The sequence below is a fragment of the Hyphomonas sp. L-53-1-40 genome, from assembly GCF_000682775.1.
GTDB lineage: Bacteria > Pseudomonadota > Alphaproteobacteria > Caulobacterales > Hyphomonadaceae > Hyphomonas.
In genome coordinates, this window is record NZ_AWFI01000020.1 from 59142 (window position 1) to 72798 (window position 13657).

The 13657-nt window shown below is 58.9% G+C and carries 15 protein-coding genes; 6 read left to right on the forward strand and 9 right to left on the reverse strand.

Features of this window, described 5'->3' with window-relative positions; translation table 11 throughout:
• Nucleotides 1-10 precede the first annotated feature (10 nt).
• Entirely contained in the window at nucleotides 11-649 is a 639-nt protein-coding gene (locus L53_RS15235; protein WP_198019830.1) for a DUF1223 domain-containing protein, read from the forward strand.
• On the opposite strand, the gene L53_RS15240 is transcribed toward L53_RS15235, so the two are convergent.
• The 7 genes from L53_RS15240 to purE all read right to left on the reverse strand — a co-directional run bounded on the left by L53_RS15240 (nucleotide 650) and on the right by purE (nucleotide 7493).
• Nucleotides 650-1702: a DUF4340 domain-containing protein gene (locus tag L53_RS15240; protein WP_034817323.1), complete on the reverse strand. Its 1053-nt coding sequence runs from the start codon at nucleotides 1700-1702 to the stop codon at nucleotides 650-652. It lies immediately after the preceding gene.
• On the reverse strand, nucleotides 1699-3591 hold the full coding sequence (locus L53_RS15245) for a GldG family protein (protein WP_034817325.1): 1893 nt from the start codon (nucleotides 3589-3591) through the stop codon (nucleotides 1699-1701). The genes L53_RS15240 and L53_RS15245 overlap by 4 nt, the downstream gene beginning before the upstream one ends.
• Nucleotide 3592: 1 nt before the next feature.
• A complete protein-coding gene (locus tag L53_RS15250) occupies nucleotides 3593-4348 on the reverse strand; it encodes an ABC transporter permease subunit (RefSeq protein ID WP_051608033.1) in 756 nt (251 codons plus the stop codon).
• On the reverse strand, nucleotides 4345-5076 hold the full coding sequence (locus L53_RS15255) for an ABC transporter ATP-binding protein (protein ID WP_034817328.1): 732 nt from the start codon (nucleotides 5074-5076) through the stop codon (nucleotides 4345-4347). The genes L53_RS15250 and L53_RS15255 overlap by 4 nt, the downstream gene beginning before the upstream one ends.
• An 86-nt stretch (nucleotides 5077-5162) precedes the next feature.
• Nucleotides 5163-5918, reverse strand: coding sequence for a creatininase family protein (locus L53_RS15260; RefSeq protein WP_034817331.1), 756 nt, complete (start codon nucleotides 5916-5918; stop codon nucleotides 5163-5165).
• Between the two features lie 4 nt (nucleotides 5919-5922).
• The gene (locus L53_RS15265; RefSeq protein WP_034817334.1) at nucleotides 5923-7002 is read right to left on the reverse strand and encodes a 5-(carboxyamino)imidazole ribonucleotide synthase; all 1080 of its coding nucleotides are present in this window, start codon (nucleotides 7000-7002) and stop codon (nucleotides 5923-5925) included.
• Entirely contained in the window at nucleotides 6999-7493 is a 495-nt protein-coding gene (gene purE / locus L53_RS15270) for a 5-(carboxyamino)imidazole ribonucleotide mutase (RefSeq protein WP_034817337.1), read from the reverse strand. The genes L53_RS15265 and purE overlap by 4 nt, the downstream gene beginning before the upstream one ends.
• A gap of 124 nt (nucleotides 7494-7617) precedes the next feature.
• Here purE and L53_RS15275 point away from each other — a divergent pair, with 124 nt between their 5' ends.
• The 4 genes from L53_RS15275 (at nucleotide 7618) to L53_RS15290 (ending at nucleotide 9745) form a co-directional block, all read left to right on the forward strand.
• Nucleotides 7618-8304 (forward strand): GGDEF domain-containing protein, encoded by a 687-nt coding sequence (locus L53_RS15275; protein WP_051608034.1) that lies wholly within the window; start codon nucleotides 7618-7620, stop codon nucleotides 8302-8304.
• A 114-nt stretch (nucleotides 8305-8418) separates the two neighbouring features.
• Entirely contained in the window at nucleotides 8419-8586 is a 168-nt protein-coding gene (locus L53_RS15280) for a YdcH family protein (RefSeq protein WP_034817340.1), read from the forward strand.
• A gap of 65 nt (nucleotides 8587-8651) precedes the next feature.
• The gene (locus L53_RS15285; protein ID WP_034817342.1) at nucleotides 8652-8981 is read left to right on the forward strand and encodes a hypothetical protein; all 330 of its coding nucleotides are present in this window, start codon (nucleotides 8652-8654) and stop codon (nucleotides 8979-8981) included.
• 5 nt (nucleotides 8982-8986) lie between these two features.
• Nucleotides 8987-9745: an SDR family oxidoreductase gene (locus L53_RS15290; protein ID WP_034817344.1), complete on the forward strand. Its 759-nt coding sequence runs from the start codon at nucleotides 8987-8989 to the stop codon at nucleotides 9743-9745.
• On the opposite strand, the gene L53_RS15295 is transcribed toward L53_RS15290, so the two are convergent.
• Nucleotides 9742-11451, reverse strand: coding sequence for an alkaline phosphatase (locus tag L53_RS15295; RefSeq protein ID WP_034817346.1), 1710 nt, complete (start codon nucleotides 11449-11451; stop codon nucleotides 9742-9744). The genes L53_RS15290 and L53_RS15295 overlap by 4 nt on opposite strands.
• 88 nt (nucleotides 11452-11539) lie before the next feature.
• On the opposite strand from L53_RS15295, the gene L53_RS15300 reads away from it, so the two are divergent.
• On the forward strand, nucleotides 11540-12559 hold the full coding sequence (locus L53_RS15300; protein WP_034817348.1) for an RluA family pseudouridine synthase: 1020 nt from the start codon (nucleotides 11540-11542) through the stop codon (nucleotides 12557-12559).
• A 5-nt stretch (nucleotides 12560-12564) separates the two neighbouring features.
• On the opposite strand, the gene L53_RS15305 is transcribed toward L53_RS15300, so the two are convergent.
• On the reverse strand, nucleotides 12565-13452 hold the full coding sequence (locus tag L53_RS15305) for a DUF3108 domain-containing protein (RefSeq protein WP_034817351.1): 888 nt from the start codon (nucleotides 13450-13452) through the stop codon (nucleotides 12565-12567).
• Between the last annotated feature and the right edge of the window lie 205 nt (nucleotides 13453-13657).

The following is a 13657-nucleotide window of genomic DNA, read 5'->3' on the forward strand; positions in this document are numbered from 1 at the left end:
GATACGAATTGTGCTTTCCCTCCTGCTTGCCATGGAACTCATGGTGGCACCCGCCTTTGCCGAAGGTCCGGTATTGGTGGAGCTGTTTGCGTCCCAGAATTGCCGCGCCTGCCCAAAAGCCCACAAAACGTTGAAGGCGGTGAATGCCGAGCGCGATGACCTGCTCGTGCTGACCTGGTCCGTCGACTATTGGGACTATCTTGGCGACAAGGACCCGATGGCGATGACGGAGTCCAAGGATCGACAGCGGGGCTATACTGATCGCTTCCGATTGCGCGGCCCTTATACGCCGCAAACGGTGTATAATGGACAGGAGCAATGTGCAGGCAACAAGCGCCACTATGTCGAGCGTGCGCTTGCAAAGATCCAAGACAAGCCGGATTTCGATGTCCAGCTTGTACGTACCGGCGACAAGATTCGTCTGTCAGGGCATGTGCCGGATCTGGCTGATATCTGGCTTGTGGATTACCTGTCCGGTGAGGCCAACACGACAGATATGCTCCATCCGGTAACGCGGGTATCAGCACTTGGGCCGTGGTTGGGAAATCCAGTCGAACTCAACGTTCCGCATTGCGAATCTGGTTGTGCGATCATTGTCCAGGAAGCTGGTTTCGGCCCTGTTCTCGAAACAATGGTGATCGCGCCCTGATCAGGGCTGGGCAGGTTGCCCAGTTTCGATAGCCATGACCGGGGCTCTCACAATCGAGGACACGCGCGGCGTGAATTCGTTCCAGTCATACTCTGCCAGCTGATAGGCCCAGCCTTCGGCCTTGTCATTGATCGTGCTGCCGCGATGGGCGCCTTCGCCTGCCTCAATGGCCCGCAGGGTCACGAAATATCCATCAGGCTCTCTGAAAGCGCGCAGCTCGACTTCCAGTCCGTCATGGGTTTCGGTGATATGGCGCGCGACGGTGCGCGTCTGCAGTTCGCTGGCTGGCTTCACCCCAATGGGTGCGAACCGCGTCAGGGCGAGGGCGGGTGTAGAGGCCGCGAGACGGCTGACCAATCTGAAATCCTGAAAAGGCGGACCAGGGACAAAGCTGCGATCGCTCGATCCGACCGAGCGCTGCAAATACAGACTCTCGCCCATGGAATCGAAGAGCCTTACGGCCGAGATGGCGTCTGAATTGATGTCCAGAATATCGAAATCGAGCCAAGCGTCATGACTATAAAGCGGCGGCAGGTCACCGTTGACCTGAAAGGCCTGTTCCTCGCTTGGCAGGCGACCATAGACGCGGCTGTCCTTACGCCCCGTAATCAGAGCGGCCGTGATCTTGCCATCCTCATCCAGAATTTCGACCAACGCACCCGTGCCGCCGTCTCGCGGGTCACCAAGACCGATGCGATTCAGCTTGTCGGGGTCGCGGGTGCGGCCTTCGCCCCAGCTCAGGCCTTCAAGGCCCGTTGCAAGTTCTGCCAGCCGGTCAGGGCGGATTGGATAACCGTCCGGGCCTCCCATTTTCCAGCCATCCTGCGTGTTGGCCAGCGTGTAGGCTTCATCAGACAAGGTCACACGAATTTCACTGGCATCGGCGCGAATGGCGGCAAAATCGGGGATCACCCGCTGGCCGTCGCGTTCAGACGATCGCACAGATGGGCCGTGAAAGCTATAGGCAGTGAATGTCACTGCGGTCAGGCCAATCGCAATGCCTCCCATAATCTGGAGGCGACGAATACGCTGTTTCGATCTCACATCGCTCATGCTGTCGCCTTCCGCTTCTGGCGATACCAGACGAATAGTCCGATCAAACAGACCAGAAATGGGCCGCCCCAGATATTGATGGCTTTGAGCGTGCCTTCGAGACGGTCGATGTCGCGCCGGTAGTTGCGCTCGATTTCCCGCAATTGGGCGCGCAACTCGACGATCTTCTGGCGGAGGTCCAAAAGTTCCGTGCGTTCGGCTTCCGTCAGATCGGTTTCCAGGTCGCCGGAGAAAAATCCATCTGTCGCACCGATGGCCTGCAACTCTTCCAATCGCGCCTGCGCCGTCTGGAGATTATCCTGCAGAGCTGATTGCTGACGGAAATAGATCGCCTCGGCATTTTCCCGCATACGGTCTATTCGCTCCATGCGGCGCAGGCTGGGCGCACGCGACCGGAGGCGTGAGAGTTCTCCACTCCCAGCCAGTGCGTCCAACGCATTCAGGACCAGCGCGCCATTGTCGGCAACTACGATCTGTTCGTTGGGAATTATGTAGAAGTCATCTGCAATGAAATCGACATCAGCGACGAGGACGATTTGTGCATCGGTTTCACTTTGCGAAATGTGGGGCAGGGCCGCGGCGGCTTCAGCGCGAGCGATCTCTGCCAGCATTGGATCGGACGGTTCATCGAAAGCCGGCGCACCTTGCGGGAAGGCCGTGCTCAGCCTGCCGGACAGTCTTGCGGCTAGGACGAGCGGGGCTGGCTCAGTTTGATACTGACGCAGCACCTGCTGGGGCGCCATGTCGGTGATGGCGTCCGATGCATCAATGAAGGAAGGGCTTGGCCCTGTGGAGAGCAAGGGCGTCATCTCAAGCGTCGCGGCCAAGTCTTCAGTAGAGAAAGCTCCCGGTGCGCCGAAATTGACTGCTCGGCTGAGGTCTGCGGTAATCAGGTCATCCTGATTCATGTCTCCGGCTGGTATGCCGAGAAACAGCGGATGCGCCAGTTCCTCTATGCGTCCGCCACCGGTATCGACCGGAACGGGCAGGGCGCTGGCGGCGTCAGCGACTGCGGCGGTCGACAGTTCCACACCCCAGGCATTTCCCCAAGCCATGAGGGAGGAGGACGTGGCCGCGTCACTCATGTTGAACGGACCCGTGCTTGCGACCGTCTTGGCGGCGGGGTCCACGAGAAACACGGCGCGACCTGTTCGCAGGATAAACTGATCGATCAGCCATTCCTGGCGCGGGGAGAGGAGTGGCGGCTGAGCGATGAGCAAGACATCCAGGTCTTCCGGCAATGACTGAAAGGTCTCCGCGATTGGTTCGACATCGAACGATTTGTGTATGTCGCGCAGGAGCGTGTACCCGCCTTCTCCTCCGGGTGCGGTCATGCCGGGCAGGGAAGACAGGATCCCGACTCTGGGCGGGTCTGGATCGTCCAGCCTCGCAACCATACGGGTCAGGTCATATTCAAGTGTCACCTCCCGTTCCGGTGCGAGGAAGGGAATGACCCGCTGGTCGTCAATTGAGTTGCGACCGATGATGCCGAAATAGAGCGGATCACTGCCGTTTGTATCGATCGCAGTGATGCCCGCGGCGAGCGCCTGGTCTTCGGCTGGGGAGAAGGGAAGAGGGTCAATCTCTGTCACGCGGACTTTACCACCTGACTGACTCTCATAGACTTGCAGCAATTCGCGTACACGCGCGGCATAGGCGCGGATGGCCGGGAAATCCTGCCCGGCGCTACGTGTGTAGACAAAAGTCAGATCGACTGGTTCTGCCACGGTCTTCAATGTCGACTTTGTCGCGTCCGAGAGTGTGTAGAGATTGTTCTCGGTAAAATCGATGCGCGCGCCAGTGAAGACCTTCTGTACAAGAAGGTTTGCCGCAACGAAAATGATTGCCGTGAGCGCTGTTGCGATGATGAGGTAGTGTTTCGCCTTCATGTCAGCCGAGCCTCTGACGAGATGCCCACAGGCCGTTGAGGATGGTCCACAGCGTCATGAAGCCGACGAAGAATAGCACAGCGCGCAATTCCAGCACGCCGCGCTGTGCAGCCTCAAAATGCGACAGGAATGAGAACTGGGCCACCAGGTCGGCAAGGCCCGCGCCGAACAGGCTCTTCACACCGGACAAGACGAGGGGCCATCCAGCGGCTGTGAACACGAAGGCCACGACAACACTCATAACAAAGGCGGTGACCTGACTGCGGGTGAGGGCGGAGATAGCGGCCCCAATGGAGAGGTAGGAGCCAGCCATCAGAAGGCTGACAAAATAGGTCAGCGCGATGGCAGCATTGTCCGGATTGCCGAGATAATTGACGGTGATCCACATCGGTAGCGTCAGGACCAGCCCGACAGCCGCGACGGTCCATGCGGCGCAGAGCTTTCCCAGCACCAGGCCCGGCATGCCGAGGGGCAGGGAAAGCAGCAGCTCGTCGGTTCCGGCACTGGTTTCATCTGCCCAGAGGCGCATGGCGAGCGCTGGCAGGAAGATCATGTAGATCCAGGGATGCCAGACGAAGAAGGGGGACAGGTCTGCAGTGCCTGTATCAAAGAAGCGGGCGGCCTCCCATGTGAACATGCCGATCGAAAGCAGGAAAACCGCGAGAAAAACATAGGCCATTGGCGTTGCGAAGTATGCGCCAAGCTCACGCCGGAAGGTCGGCAGGAAACTGTCGAATTGTTGACGGAACCGGTTCATGCGGATTCGGCCTCTGCCTGGTCGGTTAGCCGCGTAAAGGCGCTTTCAAGCGTGCCATCTGCAGATTGCTTCAACAGGCCTTCGGGCGTCTCATCGGCAACAATACGGCCGCGATCCACAACAATGGCGCGTGTGCACATGGCCGGAACTTCGGTCAGCGTGTGCGTGGAGATGACAATTGCCTTGCGCGGCGCCATACGCGCGATCAGGGCGCGCACAGCTCGCTTCTGGTTTGGGTCGAGGCCATCGGTGGGCTCGTCCAGAAGCAAGACAGGTGGATCATGCAGGATGGCGCCGGCCAGGCCGACACGGCGGCGATAGCCCTTGGAGAGCGATCCGATCCTTTGTCCGCAAACGGTGGAAATGCGAGAGTCCGCAATGGCGCGTTCGATTGCCGATTTACGTTCGGACCGGGGGAGGGACCGAGCAGCCGCCATGAAGGCGAGGAATTCCGGTGGGGTCATGTCGTCATACAGCGGCGCGCCTTCGGGCAGGTAGCCCAAAGCGGCCTGTGCCTCGCGACGGGCTGAAACGATTGACTTGCCGTCAATCGTCGCATCGCCGGAGTCCGGCTCCAACACACCCGCAATCATACGCATCGTGGTCGATTTGCCCGCCCCGTTCGGGCCGAGAAAACCGAGCACGGTTCCCTTTTCTACGGTGAAGGACAGGCCCTGCACGGCCCGCTTTTCACCAAAGGATTTTTCCAGCTTCTGAATGTCCAGCATTCTTCGCGACAGGTCCTTTCCCGGGAGCCTCGTGATACCGTTCTTATGCGAGTCTGGCCAGTGGCCTAAAGTAGGAGCGACCCGCACTATGCGGAGAAGCGGCGTACCTCGTCCAGCACGGCCTGCGCGGCGGCCGCCACGATCTTTCCGCCATCGGCGACATTCGATTGTGTGGGGTCCGATCCGATACGGCCATCCGGAAAGTCGCGACGATATTGAACAGCGTCGCCAATCTTGCCGTTCGGGGCGATTTTCGGCGTCATTTCCACATCGGTGCGAGCATGATCGGGGTAGCCGTAATATGTCACCGACACTTCCGATGCGGTGGCGTGGCTGCCATGACCAACCGGATAGAGCTGGTTGCACAAGGACATGATGGATTTGAAGTCCCACCAGTCACGGCGTTTCAGGGTCAGGCCGTGACGATTATCCTCGCCCCGCGGGTCAAAGCTGCGCCGGGCGTGAATTTCAGAGAAGGCCGCTTCAATCGTTGCGATGTTTCCCCCATGGCCGTTCAGCCAGTAGATGCGCTCAAAGCCGTGACGCATCAGGCTTTCGGTCCAGTCCGCCATGGCAGCAATCATGGTCGAGGGACGCAAAGTGATTGTTCCAGGAAAGCCGAGATGGTGCTGGGCACAGCCGACGCTAAAGGTTGGACCGACGAGCATGTCCTCCGGCGCAAGCTTTTCAGCTTCGCGGGCAATGATTTCGGGGCACAGCGCATCCGTGCCGATGAAACCATTCGGCCCATGCTGTTCCATGGATCCAATCGGGATGACGATTGTCTTGGACGTCTTCAGCCAGGTTTCGATATCAGTCCAGGTCGAAACGGGAAGCAGCATGCATTCAGTCCTTTCTGGGGGCAATCCGGCGCGTGATGTGTCCCATCTTGCGGCCGGGTCGGGCGTCTCTCTTTCCGTACAGGGTCAGAGTCTCATCGGCGCTCAGCTTCGTCGGGTCAACCAAGCCTTCATTACCGATCAGATTTCGCATCTCTGCGTCATGGAGGCGGCGGGTATCGCCGAGGGGCCAGCCGCAGATGGCGCGGATATGCTGTTCGAACTGGCCTGTCTGGCAGGCTTCCGGTGTCCAATGACCAGAATTGTGAACCCTTGGGGCGAACTCGTTGGCCAGAAGCGTCCCGTCTGAAAGTACAAAGAATTCAAGGGCGAGGACGCCGACATGGTCGAGGGCGTCGACCAGTTTCATGGCCTTTTCGCGAGCTTCGGTTTCAACGGCTTTGCTGAGACCGGATGGCGCGACCGACCGGGCCAGAATGCCGTCTTCATGCATGTTGCGTGGGGGTGCCCAACTCAGCGTTTGACCGGCGCTGGAACGGGCGACAATGACTGAAATTTCACACTCGAAGGGGATGGCTGCTTCCAGCACTGCTGGGGCCTCTCCAATGGCGGACCATGCCGCTTGGGCCTCGTCAGCCGCACGGACCCAAGTCTGTCCCTTGCCGTCATATCCATCGCGGCGGGTCTTCAGGACGCCCGTGCCTCCGACACGCTCCAGGGCAGGAGGAATATCACCTGCCGACCTGATGACTTCGTATGGGGCCGTAGGAATGCCGATTCGGTTCAGGAATGCCTTTTCATCAGCGCGATCCTGCGAAATGGCCAGAGATTTCGGGCCAGGATGCAGCGGGACTCCGCATGACGCAATCAGGTCTGTTGCCTCGACCGGGATGTTCTCGAACTCGAGTGTGACGACGTCGCAGGATTTTGCGAATTCACGCATTGCATCGGCGTCGAGATAATCGGCATTCCAAGTCTTGCGCGCACCGCGCGACGCCGGGGAGTCCGTTTCCGGGCAAAAAATGTGGACATCAAAGCCAAGCTGGTTCGCGGCACTGGCCAGCATCCGGCCGAGCTGGCCGCCACCCAGTATCCCGATGGTGCGACCGGGCGCGATCATCGTCATGCCTCTGGAGACTCGCCTATCTTGTCCGTCTGGGCCTGGCGGAACGCATCCAGCTTGTCTGCGACGACAGAATCCTGAAGGGCGATGATCGACGCAGCCAGCAGTCCGGCATTCGTCGCGCCAGCCTCACCGATGGCCAGCGTGCCGACGGGCACACCTTTCGGCATCTGAACAATGGAGAGCAGGCTATCCATGCCGGACAAGGCCCGTGACTGAACTGGCACACCAAGGACGGGAAGGGGCGTCATCGACGCGGCCATGCCGGGCAAGTGGGCAGCGCCGCCAGCGCCAGCGATAATGACCTTCATGCCGCGTCCACGCGCGGATTTCGCATACTCAACCAACCGCTCAGGTGTGCGGTGGGCGGAGACGATGCGGGTTTCATGCGTGACACCCAATTCCTCGAGGATTTCGGCGGTCAGACGCATCACAGGCCAGTCAGACTGGCTACCCATGATAATGCCGACCTGTGGGGAATCTGTGTCCGTCATGGGAAGCCTCGCCGCTGGAAAGCGCGCAACATAAGTAAGCGGGTTGCGGCGTCAACTACTAGCGTGTTGGCGCACGCGGCAGGAATGACTGTATCTCGGTGTAATATTTGCTTAACCTTCCGACATGGCGGATGACTTCTACACTCCCAAGGCGACGGAGCGATTGGCCCTACTGGATGTACTGGGCGTGGACCTATCAGCATTGGATTTCAGGGCCCGTGCCGCCATTGAGGCCCTCTGTGATGAAGTGTTGGTATTGCGCGAAGACGCAGATGAGTTGCGCTGCGCGCTTGATGAGGCGGTTTCACTCGCCGACAATGACGCACTGTGTCCCGTCTTCAACCGGCGGGCCTTCGAACGGGAGATCCGGCGTGAAATCGCCCTTGCGGCGCGGTTTCGAACACCGCTTTCAGTGATCTATATCGATCTCGATCACTTCAAACAGGTCAATGATGTGTTCGGGCATGCGGCGGGCGATGAAGTCTTGATCAGGATTGCCGAGTTGCTGCTGCTCCATACGCGCGATACCGACATTGTCGGCCGACTTGGTGGCGACGAGTTTGGCATAGTGCTGGCGCAGGCCAATGCGGCGGACAGTCGTCTGAAGGCAGAACAGCTCACGCAGGAAGTTGACCAGCTGGTGGTTCGCAATCATGCGGATATGACGCATCCTGGTGTGCGGATTGGCGCGTCCTGCGGGGTTGTGGAGTGGCAGGTCGGCCAGAACGCTGAAAGCCTGCTGGCACTGGCCGACCAGGACATGTTCGCCCAGAAAGCGCGCAGGAAAACCAGCCTGCAGGCAGATAAATAATAATTCATGCCGCCGGGCCCGATTCCGGGGGCCGCCCCCCGTGACGCCCCCAACCTCTTGTGATTTACTGTGGCCGTTAAGACACAACAACTTAACAGCAAGAAGGAGACTGCCATGTCGCTTAAGGGCCGGATCAATGAGCTCGCCAACAAGCACCGCAAACTCGATGAGATTATCCACGAGGAACAGAAACGACCGTCGGCAGATGCCCTTCGATTAAAACGCCTTAAGCGCGAAAAACTGCAGATCAAGCAACAGCTTCACGTATTGGAAGCGAGCTAGGGCCTTGAAACCTCGCCTTCATCTTTATGCCCTAGCCTGAGTTTCAGCAGGCATAAGGAAAACGCATGCGCGAGATTTTCGATCAGCAAAGAGCGATGACGCTTGGAGCCGTCAAACAGGCTACGGGCGTCCTCGCCATACTGTTTCTGATAGCCGCAGCATTCGCTGTACTATCAGGATTGGGACATATCTTCAGCGGTCATGTCTTTCATGGAATCGGGCGTATCGTCGCCAGCTTGGCTGCGCTGGGCTTTCTGTACATGGTCCTACGTTTATTGGCTGAAATTCTGGCAGCGCTACACCGATTGAATGACCGTCTGTCCGTGGTCGGAGATGACATCCGGACAAGGCGTAGCCAACCTGCCGCTCATCCAACAACAGATACCAGGGCCTAGGGGCTATGGCGCAACCCGTTACGGTTATCCTGGGTCTCGGCCGCGAGGTCGGAGATGCTGTCGCACGTCGGTTCAGCAAGTTTGGTCATCATGTCGTTGCGGCGGACCCGTCCGATGATCGGATAGCCGCCTCACGCAAGGCCGTGCCAGACGAAGTATTGCTCCATCATGGTGAGTTGCATACGCGGCTCGGCCTGCGCAACGCGCTAACCGTGGCGGTCGAGGCGTTTGGCCGTGTCGACAATCTGATCGTCATTCCAGATATTGAAGCTGCAGATTCATTGGAAGATTTCGCGCAGGAGAAATTCGACAAGGCGGTGGCCAAGGCAACGCGCGGCGCTGCCTTGGCATTGAAGGTCTTTTCCGAACGAATTTCTGAGCAGGAAGACCTGCCTGAGTCCGGCGTTGAACGCATCCGCCAGAAGGGGGCCGTCACGTTCGTCCTGTCCTATTCGGCCATGGCGACCATGCCAGGACGGTTTACGGAGACGATTACCCAATCTGCTGTGCTGGGTGTCATCAAGGCCGGCGCTGTGGAGCTGGCGGAACATCAGATACGCGTCAACGGCATTATCGCCATCCGTCCTCGTGAAGAGCGTATTGAAAGCTGGACAACCCGGCGCACCCCGCTGGGGCGCGCCGCGATTGCTGATGAAATTGCAGATGCTGCCCGGTATCTGTCTTCCCCAGAGGCCGCCATTGTTACCGGCGAGCTGCTGAAGTTGGACGGTGGCCGCTCCAACCTCGCCGGTATCCTCGACTAGGCGACGCTTACGAGATCGCTCAGTGTACCATTTTCCTGGCTTGTTTCGTACACAGCCACCGTTTCAACCGCATAGTCGCGGCTCAGGATGTTCGACACGGTGCGATACTCTGCGCGCGCCGTGTCTTTCGACAGGGTGACGATTGTGTAACCACGATTAAACGGATCGTGCCAATTCACTTCCGGGTTCGCGTCGGCGAATTGCTCGCCCAGGTCGGGGATCCCCTTTATGTAGGCGCCTGTGCCCGGTGAAGTAATCGAGGTGCACCCGAACTCGACGCCGCGTTTGTCGCCCTCGGCGTCATAGAGTGTGTTCGCCCAAGCCGTGTGTGTGTCTCCGGCCAGCGTAACCAGTTTCGCATCTGCCGCAGCGGCGCCTGCGTAAAGCCGTTCGCGAGCGGCTGGGAACCCGGACCATGCATCAAGGTTGAATGGCAGGCCCAACGCCGAAAAGCCAACCATGGTCTGGACAAAGCCGTTGTCTTGCGCGGCGAGTTGTTCAGGCGTCAGAGTTTCCTGGAAATTCGGCAGTTTTGTCCGGGCCATCACGACTTGGTTGGCGAGAACCTGCCAGGCCTTGCCGCGCTCGACCGAGCTTTTGAGCTCGCCGGACAGCCAAGCTTCCTGCTCTGATCCAAGCATGGTGCGGGCCGGATCGTTGATTGTCTCCAGGGTCTCGGCGACGCGTTGCATCATGACGTCCTGGTCGGTAACGCCGGTGAGCGCATCAAACCAGCTGACATCGGGTGAGCGCCCCGTCAGGCGGCTTTCCAGGGCATGGATGGTGGCGACATCTCCAAAGGTGAAACTCCGCCAGACGGCGGATGTGATTTCGCCCGCAGCGGGCTCACGCAATGGAATCCACTCGAAGTAGGCTTGAATGGCAGCCTGTTTGCGATCCGACCAATCGCCTTCGCCTTCCTCGGGATTATGGTTTTGGGCGCCCGTCCGATAGGAATTGTTTGTGCTTTCATGATCATCCCATGTGCAAATCCATGGTGCGAGCGCATGTGCAGCCTGCAGGGCAGGGTCGCTCCTGTATTGCGCGTGGCGCATGCGGTAATCGGCGAGCGTGACCATTTCCGTAATCGGATCATGAACGCGGCCAATTTCGGTCGCGACTTCAGCCCCGTAGCCATCCACGCCATATTCGTACAGATAGTCACCAAGATGAAGGATGACGTCTAGGTCTTCTTCCTTCGACAACGCTTCATAGGCGTTGAAATATCCAAACTGCCAGTTTGAGCAGGAAACTACGCCCATGCGCACGGGGGCGTCCCCATGAAGCGCCGTTGTTTTCAGGCGACCTTCCGGCGAGTCGACATTGCCCGCTTCGGTCGCAACGCTGAAAGCGTAGGTATAGGCCTTGCCCGGCTTGAGCCCGGCAACGTCGACCTTCACGCAATAATCTCGCGATGCACTTGCCATAGCTGTGCCGGTGATAGGTGGGGCGGAAGGATTTTCGGGATCGGTAACGCTGTAGGAGACAGGGATGGGGCCAGTGCCGGTCTTGGGGGTGGCGCGGGTCCAGATAATGACCCGATCACTGAGTGGGTCACCGGATGCGACTCCATGGAGGAACTCAACCTCGCCGGCATATGGCGCCGGCTTTGGCGCAACATTGGTAGCCGTGGTTGCGCAGGCGGCAACACTCAGGGTTCCGGTAGCAGCAGCGCCCAGCAGGCCGCGTCGAGTGATCTTGGTCATGGTTCTCTCCCGTGTTCCGAACCTCCCCTAGTCCGGTCTGTTGACAATAGCATGACGATCAGACGGAAGTTCGTCTATAAGCGCCACAATGGACACCCTGAAAATTACTGCTACTGCGGACGATACCGGCACCCGGCTTGATACTTTTCTCGCCTCAAAGGCTGAGCAATTGTCGCGCTCGCGCGTGAAAGCGTTGATTCTTGAAGGCGCGGTTACGCTCGACGGGGAGGCCGTGCTGGACCCGAAGCGCAGTGCCGTCGCCGGTGCCAGCTATCTGATAAAGCTGCCGGAGCCTGTTCCTGCAACACCAGACCCGGAAGACATCCCGCTCGACGTCCTGTTTGAGGACGAGCACCTGATCCTCATCAACAAGCCATCCGGTATGGCAGTCCACCCGGCACCCGGCAGCTGGGACGGCACGTTGGTCAACGCGCTGCTCCATCATTGCCGGGGACAACTCTCGGGAATTGGCGGGGTAGAGCGGCCGGGCATTGTTCACCGGATCGATAAGTTGACGACCGGCGTTCTGGTCGCGGCCAAGACCGAGGCGGCGCATCTCGGCCTGTCTGAACTGTTCCAGAAACACGATATTGAACGCAAATACCTTGCGGTGACGCGGGGCGCGCCGCGGCCATTGTCTGGTACGGTGGATACGCCGATCGCCCGGTCCACTGCAGACCGGAAGAAGATGGCGGTGGTGCGCAATCCCGAAAGCGGTGTTGGCCGCAACGCCGTCACGCACTACCGGGCGCTCGAAACGTTCGGGACCAGGGACAAGGGCACTCGGCTGCCTGCAGCGGCGCTGATGGAATGCAAGCTCGAAACTGGCCGGACCCACCAGATACGGGTGCACATGGCGCATATCGGTGCACCGCTGATTGGTGACCCGGTTTATGGACGTCACAAAGGGATTACAGTCCATGGGCAAAGCGATGCGCACATCGCGGGGACCAATGCGGCGCGCGCCTTTCCGCGTCAGGCCTTGCACGCCGCTGTGCTCGGCTTTGTGCATCCCATAACGAAAGAGGCGCTTCGGTTTGAAGCGCCTCTTCCAAAAGACATGTCTGAGCTGATCGATGCGCTGCGAAGCCTGCCCATCGAAAAGTAACGAGTTTAGCCGCCGTCAGAATTCAGCGCGGCTTCTGATGTTACAACCGGCTCAAAATAGAGTTTCGAGGCTTGAAGGGTGACTTTGCCGATCTTGTCTGTATCGGCCTGGATTTTCACCGGAACGGTCGCACCATTTGGCAGGGGTGCGAGCCACATGCGTAGCGGGCCGTCGATGCCAGACAGATTGTCATTGTCAGACTTGTCCTTCTTGTAGCCAGCGACCTTTTCCATCGTGATGTGACACTCGATGGCTTGGCCAGACCAAGCCTTCACATCAATCTGTTTCGTGCCGGCATTTTCAAGGTGCAGATAGGTCAACTGGCGACCATCAAACAGGCGGATCGGGCCGCCACAAGGGTCAGCGCCCGGCGCGCGGGGCTCGAGCGCGAATGTGATGAGCGCGGTGATCGGGTCATTGGTCTTGAGCACTTGCTCAACTGTGGCGGGTGGCTCGCCCAAATTCCCAAAGACCGGATTGGCGGTCATGGAGAAATCATCATCCGTGATTGTGAGATTGACCCGGCGGTTCTTTTTGCCGTCCCGGTTTTGCGAAACGTAATTGTATGTCTTCAGCTCATTGCCGCGTGTGTAGCCAGATGCCTGCAAGTGCATGTCGTAATTCACGAACCAGTCGGCAATGCCCGTCACCTTGACGCGTGATTTGATATTATACGTATCGGGACGCATTTCGACGTCGAAATGCGCGCGGCCGGTGGCAGGAATGAACAGGAGATAGGCTTTTGCCTCCAATTCATAGACCATGCGTGTGGTCTCACCGGCCTTCACATTGGCGAGGACAGCGGGGGCCGCAGAGCTGGGTGCCGTATCGGCGGCAGAAATGCCCGCGAGGGCGAGTCCTGCAGCGGTAGCAAGAAGTAAGGCGCGTTTCATCTGAACCAGAATCCTTTCCGGAGCACTAGGTTACAACGTCCCCTATACCCCGTCTTGTCCAACACGACCTGAACAGTCATGCCCTGATCATGCCTCATTCGGATGGAGTTTGCATTCAACAAGTATGACAGCGGATGACACCTACAACCGGAAAACTGCCGAAATGCCTGATCCTCAGAGTTGACACGGGGGCCATCTGCCCTGT

Bases quoted from the DNA above. Each gene is read 5' to 3' on its own strand.
- L53_RS15275 (WP_051608034.1), top strand. From the start codon at position 7,618: ATGGCGGATGACTTCTACACTCCCAAGGCGACGGAGCGATTGGCCCTA.
- L53_RS15295 (WP_034817346.1), bottom strand. From the start codon at position 11,451: ATGACCAAGATCACTCGACGCGGCCTGCTGGGCGCTGCTGCTACCGGA.
- L53_RS15300 (WP_034817348.1), top strand. From the start codon at position 11,540: ATGGACACCCTGAAAATTACTGCTACTGCGGACGATACCGGCACCCGG.
- L53_RS15265 (WP_034817334.1), bottom strand. From the start codon at position 7,002: ATGACGATGATCGCGCCCGGTCGCACCATCGGGATACTGGGTGGCGGC.
- L53_RS15255 (WP_034817328.1), bottom strand. From the start codon at position 5,076: ATGCTGGACATTCAGAAGCTGGAAAAATCCTTTGGTGAAAAGCGGGCC.
- L53_RS15240 (WP_034817323.1), bottom strand. From the start codon at position 1,702: ATGAGCGATGTGAGATCGAAACAGCGTATTCGTCGCCTCCAGATTATG.
- L53_RS15280 (WP_034817340.1), top strand. From the start codon at position 8,419: ATGTCGCTTAAGGGCCGGATCAATGAGCTCGCCAACAAGCACCGCAAA.
- L53_RS15250 (WP_051608033.1), bottom strand. From the start codon at position 4,348: ATGAACCGGTTCCGTCAACAATTCGACAGTTTCCTGCCGACCTTCCGG.
- L53_RS15245 (WP_034817325.1), bottom strand. From the start codon at position 3,591: ATGAAGGCGAAACACTACCTCATCATCGCAACAGCGCTCACGGCAATC.
- L53_RS15305 (WP_034817351.1), bottom strand. From the start codon at position 13,452: ATGAAACGCGCCTTACTTCTTGCTACCGCTGCAGGACTCGCCCTCGCG.
- L53_RS15290 (WP_034817344.1), top strand. From the start codon at position 8,987: ATGGCGCAACCCGTTACGGTTATCCTGGGTCTCGGCCGCGAGGTCGGA.
- L53_RS15260 (WP_034817331.1), bottom strand. From the start codon at position 5,918: ATGCTGCTTCCCGTTTCGACCTGGACTGATATCGAAACCTGGCTGAAG.
- purE (WP_034817337.1), bottom strand. From the start codon at position 7,493: ATGACGGACACAGATTCCCCACAGGTCGGCATTATCATGGGTAGCCAG.
- L53_RS15285 (WP_034817342.1), top strand. From the start codon at position 8,652: ATGCGCGAGATTTTCGATCAGCAAAGAGCGATGACGCTTGGAGCCGTC.